17 protein-coding genes are annotated in these 23,240 nt (G+C 73.0%); 7 read left to right on the top strand and 10 right to left on the bottom strand.

Translation table 11 applies throughout. The annotated features are described in order from the left end of the window. Nucleotides 1-251: 251 nt before the first annotated feature. From AB0J08_RS04260 to AB0J08_RS04250, 3 genes are all read right to left on the bottom strand, one after another. The gene (locus AB0J08_RS04260; protein ID WP_360626605.1) at nt 252-2,111 is read right to left on the bottom strand and encodes an APC family permease; all 1,860 of its coding nucleotides are present in this window, start codon (nt 2,109-2,111) and stop codon (nt 252-254) included. A gap of 385 nt (nt 2,112-2,496) precedes the next feature. Beyond that, nucleotides 2,497-4,644, bottom strand: coding sequence for a potassium-transporting ATPase subunit KdpB (gene kdpB / locus AB0J08_RS04255; protein WP_360626602.1), 2,148 nt, complete (start codon nt 4,642-4,644; stop codon nt 2,497-2,499). A gap of 267 nt (nt 4,645-4,911) precedes the next feature. Continuing rightward, nucleotides 4,912-6,459: a Na+/H+ antiporter gene (locus AB0J08_RS04250; RefSeq protein ID WP_360626599.1), complete on the bottom strand. Its 1,548-nt coding sequence runs from the start codon at nt 6,457-6,459 to the stop codon at nt 4,912-4,914. A 269-nt stretch (nt 6,460-6,728) separates the two neighbouring features. Between AB0J08_RS04250 and AB0J08_RS04245 the strand changes: the two genes are divergently transcribed. Then, a complete protein-coding gene (locus AB0J08_RS04245) occupies nt 6,729-7,865 on the top strand; it encodes a universal stress protein (RefSeq protein ID WP_360626596.1) in 1,137 nt (378 codons plus the stop codon). Nucleotides 7,866-7,979: 114 nt separating this feature from the next. Here the strand turns inward: AB0J08_RS04245 and AB0J08_RS04240 are convergent, their stop codons facing one another. The 3 genes from AB0J08_RS04240 to AB0J08_RS04230 all read right to left on the bottom strand — a co-directional run bounded on the left by AB0J08_RS04240 (nt 7,980) and on the right by AB0J08_RS04230 (nt 10,773). Next, nucleotides 7,980-9,422: an MFS transporter gene (locus AB0J08_RS04240; RefSeq protein ID WP_360626593.1), complete on the bottom strand. Its 1,443-nt coding sequence runs from the start codon at nt 9,420-9,422 to the stop codon at nt 7,980-7,982. An 87-nt stretch (nt 9,423-9,509) separates the two neighbouring features. Then, nucleotides 9,510-10,454, bottom strand: a complete 945-nt coding sequence (locus AB0J08_RS04235; protein WP_360626590.1) for a hypothetical protein — start codon at nt 10,452-10,454, stop codon at nt 9,510-9,512. A 37-nt stretch (nt 10,455-10,491) separates the two neighbouring features. Beyond that, on the bottom strand, nt 10,492-10,773 hold the full coding sequence (locus AB0J08_RS04230; RefSeq protein ID WP_360626587.1) for a metal-sensitive transcriptional regulator: 282 nt from the start codon (nt 10,771-10,773) through the stop codon (nt 10,492-10,494). 433 nt (nt 10,774-11,206) lie between these two features. On the opposite strand from AB0J08_RS04230, the gene AB0J08_RS04225 reads away from it, so the two are divergent. The 4 genes from AB0J08_RS04225 to AB0J08_RS04210 all read left to right on the top strand — a co-directional run bounded on the left by AB0J08_RS04225 (nt 11,207) and on the right by AB0J08_RS04210 (nt 16,388). Next, entirely contained in the window at nt 11,207-11,476 is a 270-nt protein-coding gene (locus AB0J08_RS04225; protein WP_360626584.1) for a cation transporter, read from the top strand. Between the two features lie 116 nt (nt 11,477-11,592). Continuing rightward, entirely contained in the window at nt 11,593-13,839 is a 2,247-nt protein-coding gene (locus tag AB0J08_RS04220) for a heavy metal translocating P-type ATPase (RefSeq protein WP_360626581.1), read from the top strand. Nucleotides 13,840-14,345: 506 nt separating this feature from the next. Continuing rightward, complete coding sequence (locus tag AB0J08_RS04215) at nt 14,346-15,746, top strand: MFS transporter (protein WP_360626578.1); 1,401 nt, start codon at nt 14,346-14,348, stop codon at nt 15,744-15,746. Between the two features lie 21 nt (nt 15,747-15,767). Beyond that, entirely contained in the window at nt 15,768-16,388 is a 621-nt protein-coding gene (locus AB0J08_RS04210; protein ID WP_360626575.1) for a TetR/AcrR family transcriptional regulator, read from the top strand. A gap of 500 nt (nt 16,389-16,888) precedes the next feature. On the opposite strand, the gene AB0J08_RS04205 is transcribed toward AB0J08_RS04210, so the two are convergent. Beyond that, nucleotides 16,889-17,884, bottom strand: a complete 996-nt coding sequence (locus tag AB0J08_RS04205) for a winged helix-turn-helix domain-containing protein (protein ID WP_360626572.1) — start codon at nt 17,882-17,884, stop codon at nt 16,889-16,891. Nucleotides 17,885-17,987: 103 nt separating this feature from the next. Here AB0J08_RS04205 and AB0J08_RS04200 point away from each other — a divergent pair, with 103 nt between their 5' ends. After that, nucleotides 17,988-19,220, top strand: coding sequence for an alpha/beta hydrolase (locus AB0J08_RS04200; protein ID WP_360626569.1), 1,233 nt, complete (start codon nt 17,988-17,990; stop codon nt 19,218-19,220). Between the two features lie 270 nt (nt 19,221-19,490). Continuing rightward, nucleotides 19,491-19,658 (top strand): hypothetical protein, encoded by a 168-nt coding sequence (locus AB0J08_RS04195; RefSeq protein ID WP_360626869.1) that lies wholly within the window; start codon nt 19,491-19,493, stop codon nt 19,656-19,658. A gap of 239 nt (nt 19,659-19,897) precedes the next feature. On the opposite strand, the gene AB0J08_RS04190 is transcribed toward AB0J08_RS04195, so the two are convergent. From AB0J08_RS04190 to AB0J08_RS04180, 3 genes are all read right to left on the bottom strand, one after another. Next, on the bottom strand, nt 19,898-22,066 hold the full coding sequence (locus AB0J08_RS04190) for an MMPL family transporter (RefSeq protein ID WP_360626566.1): 2,169 nt from the start codon (nt 22,064-22,066) through the stop codon (nt 19,898-19,900). Nucleotides 22,067-22,172: 106 nt separating this feature from the next. Beyond that, nucleotides 22,173-22,562, bottom strand: a complete 390-nt coding sequence (locus AB0J08_RS04185) for a DUF302 domain-containing protein (protein WP_360626563.1) — start codon at nt 22,560-22,562, stop codon at nt 22,173-22,175. A 136-nt stretch (nt 22,563-22,698) separates the two neighbouring features. Further along, a complete protein-coding gene (locus tag AB0J08_RS04180) occupies nt 22,699-22,965 on the bottom strand; it encodes a metal-sensitive transcriptional regulator (RefSeq protein WP_360626860.1) in 267 nt (88 codons plus the stop codon). Nucleotides 22,966-23,240: the final 275 nt, after the last annotated feature.

Raw genomic sequence — 23,240 nt, 5'->3', positions numbered from 1 at the left:
AGCGTCTGGGGCAGATTGAACACGTAAGCGAGAGTAGGGGGCACGGGCGTTGGGACAACCGGTCCTCGGAGCCCGTCCCGTTTCTGCCACCGCCCCGCTCGTTCGGGCATTCGCCCAGGTCAGGCTGGGTCAGTGATGATCGTCCGACGGCCCCTGGAGGGCGTTAGGGCGACCTGTTAAGGAATCGTCAATATCAGCAATCCGGATGCGGCAAAACAGACTAATTGGACGCCAGGGTGGCGACCCGGCGCTCACATCCGCAGCCGGAGCCGACAGACGACGGCGTCGGTGTGGCGGCGTAGGGCGCGGTCGATGACGGCGCCACGCTGGTTCTGCAGGGCGCGCTGCCACAGCCGACGGGGTTCGGCCTCGGGGATGAGGACGGTGATCCGGTCGTAGGCGTTCTCCGCCGCGAGCCGGTTGACGTAGGCGGCGAGGGGCTGGCCGAGCCGGCGGTAGCCGTCCGGGACCTCGACCAGCGGGACGCCGGGCTGCCACAGTTCCCAGTCGCGGCGCAGCGTCTCGGCGGCCTGACGGTCCTCGGCGTCCGGCGCGGTGTGGACGACGGTCACGGCCTGGACCTCGTCGCCGAGCGAGAGAGCGGCGGAGAGGGCGTCGCGGGTGAGCCGGGTGATCACGTGGACCGGGACGACGACCAGCGAGTGCTGCGGGGTGAGCGGGCCGGGGATGCGGCCGAGCCCGAGGTTGCCGCCGATCCGCGCGTACGCGCGGTGGATCAGCTCGAACAGCAGCACCAGCAGTGGCAGGGCCAGGCAGATGCCCCAGGCGCCCTCGGTGAACTTGGTGCCGGCGACGACCAGCGTGGCGATGCCGGTGAGCAGGGCGCCGAAGCCGTTGAGTACGGCCTTGGCGCGCCAGCCCTCGCACCGCGCCCGCATCCAGTGCCGGACCATGCCGACCTGGCAGATGGTGAAGCCGACGAACACGCCGATCGCGAAGAGCGGCACCAGGCTGTTCACGTCACCGCCCGAGGCCACCAGCAGCGCGGCCGACACGGCGGCCAGGAACAGCACGCCGTGCCGGTGCACCTGGCGGTCGGCGCGCAGCGCGAACACGTGCGGCAGGTGGTTGTCGCGGGCCAGCAGGTGCAGCAGCACCGGCAGGCCGCCGAAGGAGGTGTTGGCGGCCAGTGCCAGCAGGATCACGGTGGAGAACTGCACCAGGTAGAAGCCGAAGCCGTGGCCGAGCGAGGCGTCCGCCAGCTGGGCCAGCACCGTCACCCCCTCCACGGGCTGGAGGTGGAAGCGGCCGATCAGCACCGCCAGGCCGATCAGCATCACACCGAGCAGCGCGCCGAGCGCCACCTCGGTCCGCTGCGCCCGCCGGACCCCGGGCGTCCGGAAGGAGGGCACCGCGTTGGCGATCGCCTCCACGCCGGTCAGCGCCGAGCAGCCGGACGCGAACGCCTTGAGCAGCAGCACCGCACCCACCGTCGTCGCGTTCCCGGCCAGCGCGGACGCGTGCCCGGCGGCGGCCTCCGTCGAAGCCGGCGCGCCCCGGAACAGTCCGGCCGCGACGATCGTCAGGATCGACAGCACGAACACCGCCGTCGGCGCCATGAACCAGCGCGCCGACTCGGCGATCCCCCGCATGTTGACCGCCGTGACCAGGGCCAGCACGCCCAGGCACAGCCATACCCGCTCCCCGTACAGGCCTGGGAAGGCGGAGGTCAGCGCGGCCACGCCGGCGGTCACCGACACCGCGACGTTCAGGATGTAGTCGATCACCAGCGAGGCGGCCGCGGTCAGCGCGGTACGCCGTCCCAGGTGGGCCTTGGCGACCGCGTACGAGCCGCCGCCGTCCGGAAAGGCTGCGATCACCTGCCGGTAGGACGCCACCAGCACCGCCAGCAGCACCGCGATCGCCCCCGTCACCGGCAGCGTGAACCCCAGCCCGTACGAGCCGGCCGCGGCCAGCACCAGCACGATCGCCTCCGGCCCGTACGCCACCGACGCCATCGCGTCCAGCGACAGCGCGGCGAGCCCGCCGAGCGAGGTCAGCCGGTGCCGCTCGTCGCCGGTCCCGGTATCCGGGGGTTCCGCGGCGGCGGACTCCGCCGCCGCGGTCTGCTGCCTGTCGGTCGTCGACATCGTGGTCCGGCCCTTCTGGAATCGGCTGTGGTCCGATCCTGGACGGCTTGGAAGTGCGTTCCCGCCCGCCATACGCGACGTTGACGCGGGGAGCCGGCGGCTTGACGCGATCTTGATGTCTCGCGATGGACCACGGCCCCGGGAGGTCTCCGCCGAGCGGCTGGCGGAGACCTCCCGGGGCCGTGGTGGTGTGTCACCCGGTGCCGGTGGCACGCGGCACCGGGTGGGTCTGCGAGCCGCTGCCGGCCGGGCTTCCGGCCGTGGTCGGCCTTCTTCACGCGGGCGTGCTCGGAGATGAATCCTTGACGAGCCTCAACGCCGCCGGCCGGCAGCCAGGTGACTCCGCCCCGGACCGGCACCGGCCGAGCCTCGACGGGCGGACCGGTCAGAAGACGAACTGCACCACCAGCACATCGATCGACTTGATCCCGAGGAACGGCAGCACCAGGCCACCGAGCCCGAAGACGCGCAGGTTGCGAGCGAGCAGCTGGGAGGCGGAGGCGGGCCTGTAGCGCACGCCGCGCAGGGCGAGCGGGATCAGCGCCACGATGATCAGCGCATTGAAGATGATCGCCGAGGTGATGGCGGAGGTCGGGCTGTGCAGCGCCATGATGTTGAGGTGGCGCAGCCCGGGGTAGGCGCCGGCGAACATCGCGGGGATGATCGCGAAGTACTTGGCGACGTCGTTGGCGATCGAGAAGGTCGTCAACGCGCCGCGGGTGATGAGCAGTTGCTTGCCGACCTCGACGATGTCGATCAGCTTCGTCGGGCTGGAGTCCAGATCCACCATGTTGCCGGCCTCCTTCGCGGCGGAGGTACCGGTGTTCATCGCGACGCCCACGTCCGCCTGGGCGAGGGCGGGGGCGTCGTTGGTGCCGTCGCCGGTCATCGCGACCAGCTTCCCGCCCTCCTGTTCCCGCTTGATCAGCGCGAGCTTGTCCTCCGGGGTGGCCTCGGCGAGGAAGTCGTCCACGCCGGCCTCCGCCGCGATCGCCCGGGCGGTCAGCGGATTGTCGCCGGTGACCATCACCGTGCGGATGCCCATCCGGCGCAGCTCGGCGAAGCGTTCGCGGATGCCGTCCTTGACGACGTCCTTGAGCTGGACGACGCCCATCACCCGGGCGCCGTGCCGGTCGTGGACGGCGACCAGCAGCGGGGTGCCGCCGTGGGCGGAGACGATGTCGACGGCGTCCAGTGCCTCGCCGGGCACCAGGCCGCCGCGCTCGTACACCCACGCCGAGATCGCCGCCGAGGCGCCCTTGCGGACGTGGATGACCGTCCCGTCCGGCCAGTTGAGATCGACGCCGCTCATCCTGGTCTGCGCGCTGAACGGCACGAACTCCATCCGCCCCAGCTCGCCGGCGGCGCGCTCACGCAGCCCGTACTGCTTGGCGAGGACGACGATCGAGCGGCCCTCCGGCGTCTCGTCGGCCAGGGACGACAGCTGCGCGGCCTCGGCGAGCCGGTCGGCCGGAATGCCGGGTGCGGGCACGAAGCGGACGGCCTGCCGGTTGCCGAAGGTGATGGTGCCGGTCTTGTCGAGCAGCAGCACGTCCACGTCCCCCGCCGCCTCCACCGCCCGCCCGGACATCGCCAGCACGTTGCGCTGCACCAGCCGGTCCATCCCGGCGATGCCGATCGCCGACAGCAGCGCCCCGATCGTGGTCGGGATCAGCGCCACCAGCAGTGCCACCAGCACCGCCGTGGACTGCTCGGCCCCGGCGTAGATCGCCACCGGCTGGAGGGTGACCACGGACAGAACGAATGCGACGGTCAGCGAAGCGAGCAGCAGGTTGAGCGCGATCTCGTTCGGGGTCTTCTTCCGCTCGGCCCCTTCCACGAGCGCGATCATCCGGTCGATGAAGGTCAGCCCCGGCTTCGAGGTGATCCGGAGCACGATCCGGTCGGAGAGCACCTTCGTGCCGCCGGTCACCGAGCAGCGGTCGCCGCCGGCCTCCCGGATCACCGGCGCGGACTCCCCGGTTATCGCCGACTCGTCGACCGCCGCGATCCCGTCCACCACATCGCCGTCGCCGGGAATGGTCTCCCCGGCCTCCACCACCACGAAGTCGTGCAGCCGCAGCTTCTCGGCCGGGACGGTCTCCTCCTCGAACCGGGTCATCCCCACCCGCCAGCTGCGCAGCCGCCGCGCCGTGGTGCCCGTCCTGGCCCGGCGGAGCGAGGCCGCCTGCGCCTTGCCGCGTCCCTCGGCGACCGCCTCGGCCAGGTTGGCGAACACCACCGTCAGCCAGAGCCAGACGCTGATCAACCAGGCGAACGCACTCGGCGACAGGATCGCCGACAGGGTGGTCAGCGCCGATCCGACCTCGACCACGAACATGACGGGGTTACGCACCATCACCCGGGGACGCAGTTTGCGCAGCGCTTCCGGGAGTGCCTCGACCAGCTGCTTCGGATCGAACAGGGCGCCACCCGCGCGGTGGCGCCGAGCGGACGGCGGTGCCACCGGATCAGGCGTGACGATGTCCTTCTCGGGAACCAGGGGAAGCATGCGGCCGACCTTCTCGGACATGGACGGATGGCTGGAGGCCCGCCCCGAAGGCCGGCAGCCCAGCCAAACGCTCACCCGGCGCCGATCGTCGGACACTGACGGATCCCTGATGCCCCGCCGGCGGTGATTGACGGGGCGTTGACACGGGCGGCCCGTCAGGACCGCGTGGAACCTCGGGTCCGATCCGTAGAGCCGCGTCGGGACCCGCCGTCCCGCGTCCGCCCCGGCCGCGGCGTCTGTCTGCCGCCCGCGCCCGGACACGGCCCTCGGGCAGCGGCCGTGTCACGGTCAGGGGGCTCCGAGCGCGGCCTCCTCGCGGTCGAGGTCGTGCTGCAGGCGACGGCGAGTGGTGTCGCTGATCCGGTGCTCGTCGTAGAGGCGGTGCAGTTCGCTGCTCTGGACGGCGATGACCTCGTGGCGCAGCTGCCGGTACGCGACGTCGGCGGTGCTGCCGTCGGGGCTCTCGGGGGTGCGGTCGAGGCGGGCGTTCAGTCCGCGCCGGACCCGGTCGATGGCGGTCTCGGGCATCGTCTCCAGGGCAGCGAGGTGCTCGACGTGGTCGAGGGCGGCGTGGTTGAGGGCGTCGCGGGCGTCGTCCTCCTCGCGGGCGGTGTGCTCGGGTTCGAGGGCGAGGCCGGAACGGTTGACCACGGCGGCCAGGGTGAGTCCCTGGACGACCAGGGTGAACACCACGACGGCGGTGGTCAGCACCAGGACGAGCGGTCGTCCGGCGAGTGCCGTGCCGTCGTCGGTGACGAGGGGGATGGACAGCGCGGCGGCCAGCGGCATCACGCCGCGGGTGCCGGCCCAGGTCACCACGCCGGCGACCCGCCAGGACAGCCGGCCCCGGGTGGGCTTGACCGCGCGGGTGAGCGGGAGGGTGGACAGCACCCGCACCGCGATCAGCACGGCCGCGAGGGCCAGCGCCTGGAGAGGCCACCAGCCGGTGCCGGCCGGTAGGTCCCGCACCAGCGTCGGCAGCTCCAGGCCGACGATGCTGAACACGACGCTCTCCAGCAGGAACACCACCACGGCATAGACGGCGTGCAGCTGGAGGCGGATGTGGGCGTCGGTGAGGCGGTGGCTGGAGCGGCCGAGCAGGACGCCGGCGACCACGACGGAGGTGACGCCGGAGGTGTGGACGGACTCGGCCAGCACGTAGGCCGCGTACGGGGTGACCAGGGCGATGACCGTCTCCAGCACCGGGTCGGTGGTGCGGCGCCGGACCAGCCACACCAGGCCGGCGACGGCGGCGCCGACCAGGCTTCCGCCGCCGCCGAGCAGCAGGAACTCCCCGCCCGCGGACGGCAGGCTCACCGAGGCTCCGACCGCAACCGCGATGCCGACGGCCACCTTGAACAGCACCAGTGAGGTGGCGTCGTTGAACAGGCTCTCCGCCTGCACCAGGACCTGCACCCGCCCCGGCAGCGCCAGCCGGCGCCCGAGCGCGGTCACCGCCACCGGGTCGGTGCTGGACAGCACGGCCCCCAGCACGAACGCCATCGCGGGTGGCAGGCCAGCGACGGCGACGGCCGCGAAGCCGACGGCGGCCGCGGAGGCGAACACCAGGCCGAAGGAGAGGATCGTCACCGGTCGCCACACCGTGCGCAGGTCGCGCAGGGACAGCTCTTCGGCGGAGGCGTACAGCAGCGGGGGAAGCACCACCATGGCGATGGCCTGCGGGGGGACGTGCAACGTGGGCACGCCGGGTATCAGCGCCACCGCGACGCCGGCGAGGACCAGCAGGGACGGTGCCGGCATGCGCAACCGCCGGGCGAAGGTGGCCACCGCGGTGGCCAGAACCACCAGAACGAGAACGATTCCCACGACGCGCATCGGCGGAAGGACCCCATCACGACGAGCGGGGTCACCGCCGCCCGATAGCCGCGATCGTCCCCCGAGCCGACCAGACTTCCCGGCACACCTGGGCTCATTTTATCGGGACTTTAGCGAGCAGCGGCACAGCATTTTCGCCGGCGTGGCCCCGCGACGTTCTCCCACCGGTCTGGACGACGATGGAAGGGCGGGTGCCACAGCTCCGGCACCCCGGGCCGGGTACTCGGGGCGGCCAGGTCCGTGAACCGGCCCGCCCGGGAGGAGGAGGCATGCCGCGCGGCCGTCTACGGGTCTACCTCGGGGCGGCCCCCGGGGTGGGCAAGACCTACGACATGCTCAGCGAGGGGCAGCGCCGCGCCGGGCGGGGCACGGACGTGGTCATCGCCTTCATGGAGGACTACGGGCGACCCCTGACCCGTCTGATGGCCGAGGGCCTGGAGACGGTCCCCCGGAAGACCGTGCCGTACCGGGGCACGTCCTTCACGGAGATGGACCTGGACGCGGTCCTGGCCCGGCGTCCCCGGCTGGCCCTGGTCGACGAGCTCGCGCACACCGACGTCCCAGGCTGCCGGAACACCAAGCGCTGGCAGGACGTCCAGGAACTGCTGGACGCGGGCATCGACGTCATCTCCACAGTGAACATCCAGCACCTGGAGTCCCTCAACGACGTCGTCGAGCAGATCACCGGCGTGCGCCAGCACGAGACGGTGCCCGACGACGTGGTACGCGGCGCCGACCAGATCGAGCTGGTCGACATGTCCGCCGAGGCACTGCGCCGCCGGATGGCCCACGGCAACATCTACCCGCCCGAGAAGATCGACGCCGCCCTCGCCCACTTCTTCCGCCCCGGCAACCTCACCGCCCTGCGGGAGATCGCCCTGCTCTGGGCGGCGGACCGGGTCGAGGAGGCCCTGCTGCGCTACCGCAAGGACCACGGCATCCAGCAGCCCTGGGGCACCCGGGAACGCGTGCTGGTCGCCCTGTCCGGCGGCCCGGAGGGCGACACGCTCATCCGGCGGGCCAAGCGGACCGCCTCCCGCGGCGCGGGCGGCGAGTTCCTGGCCGTACACGTCGCACGCGACGACGGCCTGACCGGCCCCTCCCCACAGGTGCTGGCCCGCCAGCGGACCCTGGCGGAGAGCCTCGGCGGCACCTGGCACACACTCACCGGCGACAACCCGGCCCGGACCGTCCTCGCCTTCGCCCGAGAGATCAACGCCACCCAGATCGTCATCGGTGCCACCCGGCGCAGCCGCCTCAAGGGCCTGTTCACCCGCGGTACCGGCGAGGCGATCATCGAGGGCTCCGGCGACGAGATCGACGTCTACGTCGTCACCCACACCGAGGCCGCCCACGGCCGGCTCCTGCACCACCGGGCCGGCCGAGCCCGCGATGCCGAGTCCTGACACCGGCCGTCGACCAGCGGATGCGTGTGCAGGCCATCGTGGGCAGTGCCGTCGATCGGCCCGGAGCGCTCCGGGCCGATCGACGGGAGATGCGGTTCAGACGGGGGACGCGGTTCAGTGGGCGGCGGCCTGCGCCGGTTCCTGCGCCGCGTGGGCGGCCGGTGCAGGGGTGCGGATGGTGATCGCGGAGGCGAGGGCGCCGACGAGGGCGAGGGCGGCGGCGCCGAGGAAGGCGGCGGAGAAGCCGTCGGTGAGGGCCTGGGGGTTGCCGAGCTCGCGGGCGCCGTTGGCGGCGGCGACAGCGGTCATGGCGGCGAGGCCGAGGGCCGAGCCGACCTGGTAGCTGGTGTTGACGATGCCGGCGGCGAGGCCGCCCTCGGCGGGGTCGGGGACCGCGAGCGCGGTGCCGAGTGAGGGGATGAAGGCCAGCGACATGCCGACCGCGGTGAGCAGCGAGGCGGGCAGGACGTCGACGGCGAAGCTGCCGTCGGGGCGGGCCAGCGAGAGCCAGGCCATCCCGGCCCCGAGGGCGAGCAGGCCGGTGACGATCAGCGGCTTGGGGCCGAAACGGGCGATCAGGCGCGGCGCCAGGACGATCATCATCAGCATCATGGCGGCGGTCATCGGCAGCAGCGCGGCGCCGGACGCGAAGGCCCCCAGGCCGAGGACCTGCTGCAGGTAGAGGTTGAGGAAGAACCACATCGGGATCCAGGCGGCGGCCATCAGGAGCTGGGCGAGGTTGGCGCCGGCCAGGTTGGGGCTGCGCCAGACGCCGGGGCGCATCAGTGGCTCGCGGCGCTTGGCCTGCAGGGCGACGAACGCGCCGATCAGCAGCAGGCCGGCGGCCAGGACCAGCCAGGTGCTCGCCGAGCCCCAGCCGGTCTCCGGGGCGCGGACGACGGCGTACACGGCCACCCCCAGGCCCAGGGTGACGGTGAGCGCGCCGAGCCAGTCGACCGACCCGCGGCGGGCGGCGCCGGCAGGCATCACGGCGGGCGTGGCGGCCAGGACGCCGAGGGCGACCGGCAGGTTGACGTAGAACACCCACTGCCAGCTGGCGTACTGGGTGATCAGACCGCCGAGGAAGACACCGGCGGTGCCGCCGGCGGGCGCGGCCGCGCCGTAGAGGGCGAACGCCTTGGTGAGTTCCCGGGGGCGGGCGCCGAAGAGGGTCATCAGCAGGGTGAGCGAGGCGGGGGCGATCAGCGCGGAACCGGCTCCCTGGACGGCGCGGCCGACGAGTTCCACCCAGTCCTGCCGGGCCAGGCCGGCGAGCAGCGAACCCGCGGCGAGGACCGTCCAGCCTGTGGCGAAGATCCGCCTGGCGCCGAACAGGTCGGACAGGCGGCCGCCGAGCAGCAGGAGCCCGCCGAAGGCGATGACGTAGGCGTTGAAGACCCAGGACAGGTTCTCCTGGGAGAAGCCGAGGGCGGTCTGCATCTTCGGCAGGGCGACGCCGATGATCGAGGTGTCCATGATCACCATGAACTGGGCGAGCGCGATCAGGGCGAGCGCCGTCCAGCGGCGGGGTGAGGGAGGTGCACTGATGTCTGACATGACGTGACTCCTGTACCGGAACGGGTGGTTCTGACGATTGCGGGACCGCGGACGCGCGACGCTCGCCGCGCGCGGGGCCGGTCGGTCTCAGTGCTGGTGGTCCGCGCCGTGCTCCGTGGGGGCGGGCTCGGGGGAGGTGGCGGCCGGGGCGGACTCGCTGCCGCCGGTGGCGAGGGTGAAGGCGGCGGTGTGGACGGTGTCGCCGTGGCGGAAGTCGAGGAAGAGGCGGTAGGTGCCCGGGCTGGGCGCGGTGGTGGTGAAGGCGACCTCGGGGCCGGGGGTGGTGGTGTCGGGGTGGACGTGCAGATATGCGAGGTCGCCGGCGCGCAGGGCCACCAGGTGGCCGTACGCGCCGAGGTACGGCTGGAGGTCGGTGACCGGCCGGCCGTCCCTGGCGACGGCGAGGCTGAGCCGGGCGGGCCCGCCGGGTGTGAGGTCGCCGTTCAGGGTGACGGTGTAGCCGTCCACGCTGACGGTCCGTCCGGTGTCCGGCAGCGGAGCGGGGCGCAGGTCGCCCGCGGCGTGCAGGTCGGCGCCGAGGGTGAGACCCTCGCCGGCGCCGGCCGGGGTGAAGTCGGTGAACACCCGGTAGTCGCCCGCGGCGGGCAGGGCCGCCGCGGCGCTCCAGGTGCCGTCGGCGGCGCGGGTGGGGTGCAGGTGCTGGAAGGTGGAGAGGTCGCGCGGGGCGACGATCAGGTGGAGTTCCTTCTCGTGCGCGGGCTGGTAGGCGGTGACGGGCCTGCCGTCCGCGCCAAGGATCCGGAACCGCAGGTCGGTGGGGGCGCCGGCGGTGACGAACGGGCTGTCGAGACTGAGCGTGTAGCCGCGTTCGGAGACCTGCAGGCCGCCCGGCAGATGGTCGGCCCCCGCGCCCGTGGCCGGGAGCCCGGTCCCCGTGGAGCCGTGGCCGGCGTGGACGGCGGCCGGACGCGGGGCGGGGCCGCCCCCGGCGGCGTGGCCGACGCCGTACGCGGCACCGAAGGCGGTGGCAAGGCCGGCGGTGAAGGCGGCGATCTTCAGGGCGGTGTTCATGGCTGCTCCTCAGCTGGTCGGGGACGGCGGGCGGGGCTCAGGCGCGCACCAGGCGGGCGATGGCCTGGGAAGCCTCGGTGACTTTGGCGTCGGCGTCGGTACCGCCGCGGGCGATGGCGTCCTGGACGCAGTGCGTCAGGTGGTCGTCCAACAGGTGGAGGGCGATGGACTGCAGCGCCTTGGTGGCGGCGGACACCTGGGTGAGGACGTCGATGCAGTAGCTGTCCGCCTCGACCATCCGCTGCAGACCACGGACCTGACCCTCCACCCGGCGCAGCCTGCGCAGGACCGGGCCCTTGCCGTCGTGGTAGCCGGACATGCTGGGGCCTCCTCGGGTCTCGGTGAGCGTTCCGACACCGCGATTACATACCCCAGGGGGGTATCCGTCAAGCAGTTCGAGAATACGGGTGGGGGGTATCAGGCCCTGGGCTCTCAGAATGAGCGGACCCCACTGTCCCCGTGTGCACCGACGCGCTACAGCCGTGCCGCCGCGGACCGGGAGCGCCGTCGGACGCGGCAGCGGGGTGGTCCGCCGGGCCGGGGCCCCGCCGGAAGCGCTCGCGACAGGCCGCAGCCGAGAGCGCCAGGGCGCACTGGAACGCGCGGCGCACGGTCTCGGCCGACCCGCTCGCCCTACCAGTCGGACCCGAGGGGTTGTGCCGCATACCCCCTGGGGGTATAAATGAGCTCGTCGAACGAGACGAGATACCCCCACCGGGTATCTGAAGGCACCTGCACCCACGGAGGAACCCATGTCCTGCTGCTCCACCGACGGCACCTGCTCCACCACCGCCACCATCGAGGCCCCCGCCGCCACCACCGTCTACACCGTCGCCGGAATGACCTGCGGCCACTGCGAGCAGGCCGTCGGCAAGGCCGTCGGCGCCCTGGCCGGCGTCACCGCCGTCACCGTCGACGTCAAGGCCGGCCTGGTCACCGTCGCCTCCGACGCCGAACTCGACGACGAGAGCGTCCGCGCCGCGATCGACGACGCCGGCTACGAGCTCACCGGCCGCGCCTGACACCACCCACGGACCCGCCGCCGGGCCCGGACCTCCCCCGGGAACCCCCTGGGGGTATCCGGGCCCCGGCCTCCCGCCCACCTCCGCCCTCACCGGGCGAACCACGAGGAGCACAGATGACCACCCAGGCCCCCGCCTCGACCGAGGTGGAACTCCAGATCGGCGGCATGACCTGCGCCTCGTGCGCCGCCCGGATCGAGAAGAAGCTCAACCGCGTGGACGGCGTCACCGCCACCGTCAACTACGCCACCGAGAAGGCCAAGGTGATCATCGACGGCGGTGACGTCGAGGTCGCCGACCTGATCGCCACCGTCGAGGCCACCGGCTACACCGCCGCCCTCCCCCGCCCGGCCGTCACCGAGATCACCGACACGCCGCCGGCCGACGCGCCGGACGAGCTCGCCCCCCTGCGCCAGCGGCTGATCACCGCGCTCGCCCTGGCCGTCCCCGTGATCGCCATGGCGATGGCGCCGGCCCTGCAGTTCGACAACTGGCAGTGGCTGTCCCTGACCCTGGCCGCCCCGGTCGTCACCTACGCCGCCTGGCCGTTCCACAGGGCCGCGTTCACCAACGCCCGGCACGGCGCCGCGACGATGGACACCCTGGTCTCGCTCGGCACCGGCGCCGCGTTCCTCTGGTCGCTCTGGGCGCTGTTCCTCGGCCACGCCGGCACGCCCGGCATGCGGCACGGCTTCGAGTTCACCATCGCCCGCAGCGACGGCTCGTCCAACATCTACCTAGAGGCCGCCGCGGGCGTCACCGCGTTCATCCTGGCCGGCCGCTACTTCGAGGCCCGCTCCAAGCGCACCGCCGGAGCCGCGCTGAAGGCACTGCTGCAACTGGGCGCCAAGGACGTCACCGTGCTGCGCGACGGCACCGAGGTCCGCGTCCCGATCGCCGAACTGGCCGTGGGTGACCGCTTCGTCGTCCGCCCCGGCGAGAAGATCGCCACCGACGGCGTGGTGGTCGAGGGTGCCTCCGCCGTCGACGCCTCGATGCTGACCGGCGAGTCCGTCCCGGTCGAGGTCGGGAGCGGCAACCACGTCACCGGCGCCACCGTCAACGCGGGCGGCCGGCTGGTGGTCGAGGCGACCCGGGTCGGCGCGGACACCCAGCTGTCCCGGATGGCCAAGCTGGTCGAGGACGCGCAGAACGGCAAGGCCGCCGCCCAGCGTCTCGCCGACCGGATCTCCGCGGTCTTCGTACCGATCGTGATCACCCTCGCGGTGGCCACCCTCGGCTACTGGCTCGGCACCGGCGAGGGCTGGACCGCCGCCTTCACGGCCGCGGTGGCCGTGCTGATCATCGCCTGCCCGTGCGCCCTGGGCCTGGCCACCCCGACCGCGCTGCTGGTCGGTACGGGCCGCGGCGCCCAGCTGGGCGTCCTGCTCAAGGGCCCGGAGGTCCTGGAGTCCACCCGCAAGGTCGACACCATCGTCCTGGACAAGACCGGCACCGTCACCACCGGCCAGATGACCCTGCTCGCCGTGCACACCACCGGGACCACCACCGAGGCCGAGGTGCTGCGCCTGGCGGGCGCCCTGGAGCACGCCTCCGAGCATCCGATCGCCCGGGCGATCTCCGACGCCGCCGCCAGGGCCGGCGAACTGCCCGCCGTCGAGGGGTTCGAGAACGTCCCGGGCTCGGGCGTCCAGGGCGTGGTGGACGGGCACGCGGTGGTGGCCGGCCGGGAGGCGCTGCTCAACGAGTGGTCGCAGTACCTGCCGGCGGGCCTGGCCGAGGCCAAGCGCGCCGCCGAGGCCGCCGGCCGCACCGCGATCGCGGTCGGCTGGGACGGCGAGGCGCGGGCCGTCCTGGAGGTCGCCGACGCGGTCAAGCCGACCAGCGCCGAGGCGATCGGCAAGCTGCGCGGGCTGGGCCTGACCCCGGTGCTGCTGACCGGTGACAACCGGCTGGTCGCCGAGGCGGTCGCGGCCGAGGTCGGCATCGCGCCGGAGCACGTGATCGCCGAGGTCATGCCGCAGGACAAGGTGGAAACCGTCAAGCGGCTGCAGGCCGAGGGCAAGGTCGTCGCGATGGTCGGCGACGGCGTGAACGACGCCGCCGCGCTCGCCCAGGCCGACCTCGGCCTGGCCATGGGCACCGGCACCGACGCCGCCATCGAGGCCGCCGACCTCACCCTCGTCCGGGGCGACCTCAACTCCGCCGCCGACGCCATCCGCCTCTCCCGCCGCACGCTCGCCACCATCAAGAGCAACCTCTTCTGGGCCTTCGGCTACAACGTCGCCGCCCTGCCGCTGGCCGCCGCCGGCCTCCTCAACCCGATGATCGCCGGCGCCGCCATGGCCTTCTCCTCCGTCTTCGTCGTCGGCAACAGCCTCCGACTGCGTGCCTTCCGCTGACGCACTGACACCACGACGGCAGACTCCGGTGCCCGGCACCCGCCAGAGAGCGGATGCCGGGCACCCGTGTGACCACCCGCCGGCCAGGTCGAGGCCTACGTCCCGGGCACCGACCACCGCGTCCACGTCATCGGAGACCGCGTCCCGGCCGTCCCCGTCCACGCCAATGACCACCGGTACGACGCCCCCACGCGAGACGCAGCGGACCCCCGGCCCCGCAAGCCGCGGCGGGCGCCAGGGCCTGACCACGGCGGCCCCGTCGACACGCCACCTCACACGCCGATGCCCAGCCGGGGTGCTCGTCGTAGTGCCCGACTGGACACCGACAGAAGACCTCGCCGGATCCGCCCGAACGGCCGCCAGGCCCGAAGGATGATCGCGAGGCGCCGGCGCAGCCACCCCGGTCACCACCAGCCCTTCAAGTAACCCGAACAGAAGTGTTCGACTTATCCCCGGAGTAGGCATACCTTAACTCGTACACTTCTGTACGAGTTAGGGGTCTCCTCATGCATGCCGTCCAATCGGGGCGCTGGCGCGCACTGGCCGCGCTGTGCGCCGCGCAGTTCATGCTGATCGTCGACGTGACGGTGGTGAACGTCGCTCTTCCGTCCATCGCCGCGGATCTCTCGCTCTCCCGCTCCGCCCTGACGTGGGTGGTCGCCGCGTACTCGCTGACCTTCGGCGGCCTGCTGCTGCTCGGCGGCCGACTGGCCGACGGGCTCGGCCGGCGTCGGGCGTTCCTCCTCGGACTCACCGTCTTCACCGCGGCGTCACTGCTGTCCGGCCTGGCCTGGACGGGCGGGGTGCTGATCGCCGCCCGCGCCGCCCAAGGGGTGGGCGCGGCACTCCTCTCCCCAGCCGCGATGTCGATCATCACGACGACGTTCCACGGTCCGGAGCGCAACCGCGCCCTCGGCGTGTGGGGTGCGATCGGCGGCACCGGGGCGGCCGTCGGCGTGCTCCTCGGCGGCGCCCTGACCGCGGGGCCGGGCTGGGCGTGGATCTTCTTCGTCAACGTTCCCGTGGGACTCGCCGTCCTGGCCGTGCTGCCCGGCCTCGTCCCCGCGACGCCGCCCCAGCGCGGCCCGGCCGGCGTCGACGTCCCCGGCACGATCACCGGAACCGCGGCGGCCGCCCTGCTGGTCTACGGTGTGGTCCGGGCGGGCGACGCGGGCTGGACCAGCCCTCTCGTCCTGCTGACGCTCGCCACCGCCGCCGGCTGCGCGACGGCCTTCGTCCTCCTCGCACGCACGGTGCGCGAACCTCTGGTGCCGCCCGCACTACTGACGAGCCGTCCCGTCCTGGCGGGTTCCCTGGTGATGCTCGCGGCCTCCGGCCTGCTGCTGGCCGGGTTCTTCCTCTCCTCCTGGTACGCACAGCACCGACTCGGCCTCTCCCCCCTCCGCAACGGGCTGGTGTTCCTCCCGGCCGCCGTCGGCACGATCCTGGGCGCCCACGGGGCCGCCCACGCGCTGGGCAGGCTCGGCCCCCGGCCGACCGCCGTCATCGGCTTCGCCGTCGCCGGCGCGGGCGCGGCACTGCTGGCGCGGCTGCCCGCCGACGGCAGTGTTCTCATGGACCTGCTGCCCGGCTTCGTCCTGCTCTCCGTCGGGCTGGGCGCCGGGTTCGTCTGCGCCACGACCACCGCGATGCGCGGTGTCGAACACCACCGGGCCGGGCTGGTCTCCGGCATCGTCAGCACCGGCCACGAGCTCGGCGGTGCCCTCGGAGTCGCACTGGCGTCCGCCCTCGCGGCATCGAGCCTGACCGGCACCGGCGGTATGTCCGGCTTCCGCACCGCGTTCACCGCCTGCGCCGTCGCCGCGTTCGCCATGGCCGCCCTCGCCCTGTGGCTGGTGCCGCCGGGTCGACCGGAGGCCGCCGACGGCCCGGTCTTCGCGCACTGACACGCCGCGTACGCTGCCGACATGACACCCACCGACCGCCCGCGCCCCACTCCGACCGCACGACGTGCCGACGCGGAACGCAGCATCAACGCGATCCTCGACGCGGCCGCCGTCGGCTTCGGCCGCAGCCCGGACACGACCATGGCGGAGATCGCCAGGGCCGCGGGCGTCGGCCGGGTCACCCTCTACGGCCACTTCAACTCCCGCGAGGCCGTCCTGGACGCCCTCCTGGAACGCACCCTCGCCGAGATCGACTCCGCCCTCGACGCCGCCGACCCGGAGACCGGACCCGCGGCCGACGCACTGGTCCGCTTCCTCGCCACACCGTGGCTGCTCGACCGCTTCCGCGGCCTGTACGCGGCCGCCGTCCGCCACCTCGGCCCGGACCATGTCCGCAGCCGCCACGAGCCGGTCTTCCACCGTCTCGAACAGCTCATCAGCCGCGGCCAGCACGAAGGCTCTTTTCGGACCGACCTGCCCCGCCCCTGGCTGATCACCACCATCTACGCCCTCGTCCACGCCCTGATCAGCGAGGTGGAGGAGGGGAACCTGCCCTCCGGCCAGGCCGTCGACGTGCTCACCCGCACCCTGCTCGGCCTGCTCGCCCCGTACCCGGGCCAGGAGCGATCCGATGCCGGATGACGCCTGCGAACCAGAGCCCACCACACAGACCGTCGACGACCGCAGACCGCGGGTCGCTTCCCGATCCCAACGCCTGTCACGGCGGTGACCGCACGGGGAACGGCGTGCGCCTCACCGGGGCCGCCACGCCGTGCCCGTCGCATCCGCGTTACCGGCGGACGCCGAGGCGGCCCGCTCGCCGACCCGAACGCCGCGAAGGCGCCCTCAGCCTCCGGCACCGTACCCGGCGGTCGCCAACGGCCCCGTGCAGGAATCGAGTTGCAGGTCACACGACTCCGGCCCGACCTGCGGTCGCAGCGTCGCGTCGATGTGACACGGATATGCGCCTTCGCCGACGAGCCGAGTTCCGCTGTGTGCGTGCCCACACCCTTGCGAGCAACCAAGCACGCTAGTGGTTTCATCGCTCGCATCTGCTGGAGCTACCGGCATCGAAGCCACACCCCGGGGCTCCGGTCGAACGGTCCGTCACGTCCGCTCCGGCCGCTACGCGTGGCGGCGCCTCAACCGGAGGGTCCGGTCGGGGCTTGCGGCCGACCCCACGCATCCTGGCGTAGCAGCAGACTGCCGAGCGTGGTGCGCCGGTGCAGGACCGCCTTGCCGGCGCGCGCCGTGGAGATCAGTCCGGCGCCGCGAAGAGCTGCGGTGTGAGCCGAGACCGTGGCGGCGCTGATCCGGAGCCGTCGGGCGAGCTCGGTCGTGGTCCGCTCATCAGCCAGCAGGTGCAGAAGCTCGACGCGGGTGTTCCCCATCACCTTGACCAGCGCCTTCGGACCGGCGGCGCCGTCGGGCCGGGGAAGGAGGCCGGCACCGGCCGGGTACGTGACGGCGACCGGGCGGTCCGGGAGATCGGACAGCAGCGGCCCGCCGGTCCAGTGGAAGCTGGGCAGGAGGAGCAGTCCGCGCCCGCCGAGGTGGACCTCCCGCGGCCCGCCCGGGAGCTCCCAGACGCCTTCGTGCAGGCGGCCGCCAGGCAGCAGCCCGGCCAGCACCGAGCCGACGCCGCCTTCGGCGAGTTGCACGGCCCGGCGCACGAACTCGGCGTGGTGCAGGTCCTGCACCTGTGCCCAGACCGGGCCGAGCAGCACATCGAAGGCTGCGTGCTGCGCACGACGGATCAAGCGCCACGCCTCGGGGGCGCCCCGGTGCAGGTCGTGGATCCACCCCGGGGCGGGCGTGCGCGCGGATGCGTAGACCCGTTCCAGTTCGGCACGGACCAGCTCGGCCGGGGCCGAACGTACCTGTTCCAGGGCGTCCGGGAGGGAGTCCGCCAGCACATCCAGAAAGCTCGGCGCCTGCCCGGCCGGGACGAGGTCCGCGAGCGGGAAGGCCGCCTTCGGCAGCGCGCGCAACGCCCTTCGCCGCCATGAGCCGTGCAGAAGCTCGCCGTCCCGGCGGCACATCATCGTCAGCGCCACGTTGAGCTCCAGCAGTGGCGCCGGCCGAGGCGCGAGGCTGACCCGGGCGAAGTCGTCCGGCGTGAAGTGGATCCGGAGCACGACTCCCCCTGCGCGTCGGCCCCGGCAGTGTCCCGGGCGCCATCCTTGAGCCCCCAACCTAAACGATCGCCGGCGCCGGGCCGGGCGGGTCAGCATGCCTGACATGACTCACGACTTCTCGATCAGCCGACGCACCGTCACCGGATTCGCGCTGCTGGGCTCCGCGGCCCTGGTGCTCGGCGCCGGTGGCCGCGCCCGCGCCGAATCCGCGGCCACCGGCGCCGATCAGGCCCCGGGCGATGTCGTACTCACCCTGCCCGCGCCCACGGGCCACCACCCCGCGGGGTGCCGCCGGCTGTACCTCGTCGACGACTCCCGGCGCGACCCGTGGGACCCCACGATCCCCGTGCGAGAGCTCATGCTGACGGTCTACTACCCGGCTTGCGACGTCACCCGCCTCGCCCCGGCCCCGCAGCTGCCGCCGCAGACCGCGGACTGGTTCGGGAGGATCGCACCGCTCACTCCCCTCCACCTGCCCGCTGCGGGCGTGAACTGGGGTGCTACCCGGTCCCACACGTTCGAGGACGCGCCGCCGCTGCCGGGCCGATGGCCGGTTCTGGTGCACAGCCCGGGCGGCGGCGACCCGCGCGGCCTGGGGACGTCCCTGGCCGAAGACCTGACCAGCCACGGCGCCGTCGTCGTCTCGGTCGACCACCCCGGTGACCCCGCAGCGGTCGAGTTCCCCGATGCCCGGCCGTACCGGGAGGACACCGTGCGGACGACCGTCTTCCGCGGCGACCCGCGGGACCAGCCGGCCGTGGCACGCACGATGATCGACGCGCGGATCGCCGACCTGCGCCATGTCCTCGACCGGCTCGGGCACGCGGCCGAGCTTCCCCTTCCGCGCGGGCTCGCCGAGTCCCTCGACCTGCGCCGCCTCGGCGTGTACGGGCACTCCGCCGGCGGGAGCGCGGTGACCGAGGTGATGCACGAGGACCGACGGGTGCGTGCCGGGGTCAATCTGGAGGGCCACCTGGACTACCCGCCCGCCGCCCCCGGCGCCGTCGCCGAACCGTTCCCGGTCGCAGCTCAGGGGGTGGACCGGCCGCTGCTCCTGCTCGGCAGCGAGGGGTTCAACCGCCGACGGGAACTGGGCCGATCGTGGTCGGCCCTGGCCGCGCACTCCGGCCGATGGGTCCGCAGCGCACGTGTCGCCGACGCCAACCACTGGATCTTCACCGACTACGCCGCGATGCTCCCGCAGCTCCAGGCAGCCGGGTTGATGACGGCAGCGGAGCGGGAGGCGCTGATCGGCACCGTCGACCCGACCACATCGGTTCCCAGGGTTCGCCGCACGATCCGTACGTTCTTCGCACGACACCTGGCCGGCCACTGAGCCGGACGCGACGGCCCATGACCGCGCGGGTTCACCATGTGCTTGATCACCCGGCGAGGGACTGCCGCAGCGGCCCGAAGTGCGCCTCGATCGGATTCGCCCACGAGGCGCCGGTCGGGGGGCAGCACGGATGACGTTGTGGCCCGCAGCCCACCTGCGGACCTCTTGCCGTGGTGGGCGGCCGACATACCGCAGTGGGGAGAATACCCCTAGGGGTATATTGGAAGCGGAGGGCAGGCCGTCCCCCGACCGAACGCAAGGAGTTCCGCCATGTGTCGACGTACCACGTGCCGCACCTGCGGCAAGGCCACCTACGCGGGGTGCGGCATGCACGTCGACCAGGTGCTCGCCGGAGTTCGCAAGGCCGACCGCTGCAGCTGCGACCGGAGCGCGGCCAAGGGCGGAGGCTTCCTGGCGAGGCTGCTGGGCCGCCGCTGAGCGAGTACGCGCCGCCTGATCGGGCCGTGCCGGGATTCCCGGCACGGCCCGATCCATCTCCACCGGCAGGTGCTCCGCCGCAGGCCGGCGGCAGTGCCCACCGTCTGGACGTGGGCGATTCGGCCCAGCAGCTCCGTCCGCACCCCCGCGCCCTGGAGGCCGCGCGTCGACGGCCCCGAACGGGCCCGCCGGTGGCGGGAGCGCGGTTCAGCGCTCCTGCCACCGGCGGCCGGGTCGGGTCAGCCGTGGTTGAAGGTGATCTTCGGCAGGATGCGGTCGAGCCAGCCGGGGGTGTGCCAGGCGGCCCGGCCGGTCAGCCGCAGGATGACCGGGAGCAGGACGAGGCGGACCAGAGCGGCGTCCAGCAGGACGGCGACGCCGAGGACGATGCCCATCTCCTTGGGCGGCAGCGGCCCGGAGAGCGCGAAGGTGGAGAACACCGCGACCATGACGCCGGCCGCCGCGAAGATCACCCGGCCCGAGTGGGCGAGGGCGCCGACCATCGCCTCCTTCGGGTCGCCGCTGCGTTCGTAGTGCTCCTTGGCGGAAGCGAGCAGGAAGACGGTGTAGTCCATCGCGATCGCGAAGATCATCGCGAAGAAGAACACCGGTGCCCAGCCGTCCAGGAAGCCCTGCGGTGTGAAGCCGAGCAGGCCGGCGCCGTGGCCGTCCTGGAAGACCAGCCGGGCGACGCCGAACGCGGCGCCGGTGGACAGCAGGCTCGCGACGGTCCCCAGCGCGGAGATCAGCGGCGCTCGCAGGGCGATGAGCAACAGGACGAAGCCGAGGGCCATGACGACGCCGATGACCAGCGGGGTCTTCTCGGTGAGCAGGTGCTGCAGGTCGAGGTTCTCCACGGCCGCGCCGCCGACAAGGGCGTCGTGCGGGAGTTCGGCGCGCAGCGTGCTGACGGTGGCGCCGAGCTGCGGGCTGGACGGGTCGACGATGGGGATGGCCTGGATCATCGACCAGTCGGTGCCGTCGGCGGCGCTCTGGGCGGGCATCACGCCGGCGATGCCGGGGGTGTGGGCGATCTGCGCGCCGACCGCGGCGGCCTGCCCGCCGGGGGTGATGATCTGCAGGGTGCCGGGGGCGCCGGGTCCGAAGGCCTGCTGGACGGCGATGTAGCCGGCGCGGGCGCTGGCGTCGCTCGGGATGACGGTGATCGAGGGCATCGCCGTGCGCAGCCCGATCACCGGCGCGGCCAGCGCGATCAGTGCCGCGAGGGCCAGGGCGCCGTAGCGCAGCGGCTGCTTCCACAGGCGTTCGCCCCAGGCGGCGAAGCGCGGGGAGCGGTGCCCGCCGCTCTTCACCCAGGGCAGGGCGAGGGCGTCGACGCGGTGGCCCAGCTTGCCGAGCACGGCGGGCAGCAGGGTGAGGGTGGCGGCCAGGACGAACAGCACGGCGAGCATGATGCCGCCGGCCATCGACCGGAACGCCGGGGACGGCACCAGCATCACGGCGGACAGGCTGACCAGCACGGTCGCCCCGGACAGCAGGACGGCCTTGCCCGCGGTGTCCATGGTCTCCGCGACCGCCTCGACGCTGCTCAGCGAGCGGCCGGTCCTGGCACTGCGGAAGCGAACGACCAGGAAGAGCGCGTAGTCGATGCCGAGCGCGAGGGCGAACATCATGGCGAAGTTCATCGCCCAGATGGAGACCGGGAACAGGTGGCTGATCAGTACCAGCGATCCTGCGGAGGCGGCGAGTCCGGCCATGGTGAGCAGCAGCGGCAGTCCGGCGGCGACGAGGGAGCCGAAGGCGAGGACCAGGATCGCCAGGGTGACCGGCCAGGACATGATCTCGGACTTCATCATGGCGTCGTGGTTGGCCTTGTTGAAGTCGCTCCACAGGACCGAGGCGCCGGTGGCGTGGACGCTGACGCCGTCGGTGGAGAGTTCGCTCAGTGGGCCCTTGAGGTCGTCGGCGGCGCGGACCATGTCGTCCGGGAAGGCGTTGGCGCCGGCGAGCAGGATCGCGGTGCGGCCGTCCTGGCTGATGGTCGCGCCGGGCTGCGGCGGGGCGACGGTGGAGATCCGGGGGTCGGCGGCGGCGATGTCGCCCGCCTTGGCGATCACCTGCTGGACGGCGGGCTCGCTGACGGGCCGGTCGGCGGTGACCACGATCTGCAGGGCGGTGGAGGCGTTGCCGGCGAAGTGCCGTTCGGCGACCTGGCGGACCTTCAGGGACTCGGAGCCGTTGGCCTGCCAGCCGGCCCCGGACAGCGCGGTGGTGACCTGGGGAGCGAACGCGCCGAGGCCGATCACGACCAGCAGCCAGCCGGCCAGGACGGCCTTGAAGTGCCGCACCGACCAGGCGCCGAGCCGGCCGAGCAGGCCCGGCGGGCCGGGCGGTTCCGCGGGAGTCGCGGTGGACGGCAGGGTGAGGGCGGTGTCCGGGTACTTCACGTGATACTCCGTTCCTGAGGCGTCCGACTGGGCGCAAAAATACGGGTGGGGGTATATCGGAGGCCGGAGAAAAGGGCCCGCCACGGCGGGCCCGGACCGACCCCGGTCAGTCCGCGAGCGCGTCCAGCGCCGCTCGCAGCCGGCCGGCCGCCTCGCCGGCGACGGCCTCGAGCGCGGGCTGCCCGGTGACCTGGACCATCATCTGCGGATCCATCGCCTCGACCACGGTGCGCCCGTCGGCCGCACGGACCACGACGTTGCACGGCAGCAGCAGCCCGATGCGGGGGTCGACCTGAAGCGCACGGTGCGCGAGTGCCGGGTTGCAGGCACCGAGAATCAGGTAGTCCTCGACCTCCTCGCCGAGCTTGGCCCGCAGGGTGGCCCGGACGTCGATCTCGGTAAGGACGCCGAAGCCCTGCTCGGCGAGTGCGGCGCGCACCCGCTCGACGGCCTCGGTGAAGGGCAGGTCGAGGGTGACGGGAATCCCGTAGTCCATGCTGTACTCCGTTCGTGGCGGCGGTTCAAGCGGTTCGGACAGTGAGGTCGCGGCCGGAGAGCGACCGGGCGGCGACGCCTCCGTGGACGGAGGCGTCGCCGAAGCCGGGCCGGGAGAGTCGGCGGGCGGCCGAGGGTCAGGCAAGCGCCAGGAAGAGCTTCTCGAGTTCGGCTTCGCTCATCGGCGGCGCGTCGCCGTCGACGGTGGCCATGCACTGGCGCATACCGCTGGCCACGATCTTGAATCCGGCCCGGTCCAGCGCGCGGGAGACGGCAGCGAGCTGGGTCACGATGTCCTTGCAGTCCCGTCCGGCCTCGATCATCGCGATGACGCCGGCGAGCTGCCCCTGCGCCCGGCGAAGGCGATTGAGGACCGCGCCGACCGCGTCGTCGTCTACCTGCACTTCCACACCTCCAGAGTGTCGTTCCCCGACCCAGCTTACCCCCTGGGGTATATATCGGCCGCCTGGGCCGGACCGACGGACCCTGCCGCCATCGACGTCATTCATGCGCTCGAACACCCGTGGGATGCGGCCTGGCGCCCGCACCCCGCCGTCGGCCCGGCCGCCGAGGTTTTCCTCGCACGTCACGCCCGCACGATCCCGTTCGTCACCCCGGCCGAATCGCCGTTCCAACTCGGCCGCCTCATGGGTGAGTCGGTCGCCGGGCGGCCGTGCGG

This window comes from Kitasatospora sp. NPDC050463 (assembly GCF_040655255.1).
In the GTDB taxonomy this organism is placed as follows: domain Bacteria; phylum Actinomycetota; class Actinomycetes; order Streptomycetales; family Streptomycetaceae; genus Kitasatospora.
This window is presented reverse-complemented; position numbering and strand designations above follow the sequence as displayed.

Excerpts from the sequence above, each read along its gene's own strand:
- AB0J08_RS04260 (WP_360626605.1), bottom strand. The coding sequence starts at position 2,111 with ATGTCGACGACCGACAGGCAGCAGACCGCGGCGGCGGAGTCCGCCGCC.
- kdpB (WP_360626602.1), bottom strand. The coding sequence starts at position 4,644 with ATGTCCGAGAAGGTCGGCCGCATGCTTCCCCTGGTTCCCGAGAAGGAC.
- AB0J08_RS04250 (WP_360626599.1), bottom strand. The coding sequence starts at position 6,459 with ATGCGCGTCGTGGGAATCGTTCTCGTTCTGGTGGTTCTGGCCACCGCG.
- AB0J08_RS04245 (WP_360626596.1), top strand. The coding sequence starts at position 6,729 with ATGCCGCGCGGCCGTCTACGGGTCTACCTCGGGGCGGCCCCCGGGGTG.
- AB0J08_RS04240 (WP_360626593.1), bottom strand. The coding sequence starts at position 9,422 with ATGTCAGACATCAGTGCACCTCCCTCACCCCGCCGCTGGACGGCGCTC.
- AB0J08_RS04235 (WP_360626590.1), bottom strand. The coding sequence starts at position 10,454 with ATGAACACCGCCCTGAAGATCGCCGCCTTCACCGCCGGCCTTGCCACC.
- AB0J08_RS04230 (WP_360626587.1), bottom strand. The coding sequence starts at position 10,773 with ATGTCCGGCTACCACGACGGCAAGGGCCCGGTCCTGCGCAGGCTGCGC.
- AB0J08_RS04225 (WP_360626584.1), top strand. The coding sequence starts at position 11,207 with ATGTCCTGCTGCTCCACCGACGGCACCTGCTCCACCACCGCCACCATC.
- AB0J08_RS04220 (WP_360626581.1), top strand. The coding sequence starts at position 11,593 with ATGACCACCCAGGCCCCCGCCTCGACCGAGGTGGAACTCCAGATCGGC.
- AB0J08_RS04215 (WP_360626578.1), top strand. The coding sequence starts at position 14,346 with ATGCATGCCGTCCAATCGGGGCGCTGGCGCGCACTGGCCGCGCTGTGC.
- AB0J08_RS04210 (WP_360626575.1), top strand. The coding sequence starts at position 15,768 with ATGACACCCACCGACCGCCCGCGCCCCACTCCGACCGCACGACGTGCC.
- AB0J08_RS04200 (WP_360626569.1), top strand. The coding sequence starts at position 17,988 with ATGACTCACGACTTCTCGATCAGCCGACGCACCGTCACCGGATTCGCG.
- AB0J08_RS04195 (WP_360626869.1), top strand. The coding sequence starts at position 19,491 with ATGTGTCGACGTACCACGTGCCGCACCTGCGGCAAGGCCACCTACGCG.
- AB0J08_RS04185 (WP_360626563.1), bottom strand. The coding sequence starts at position 22,562 with ATGGACTACGGGATTCCCGTCACCCTCGACCTGCCCTTCACCGAGGCC.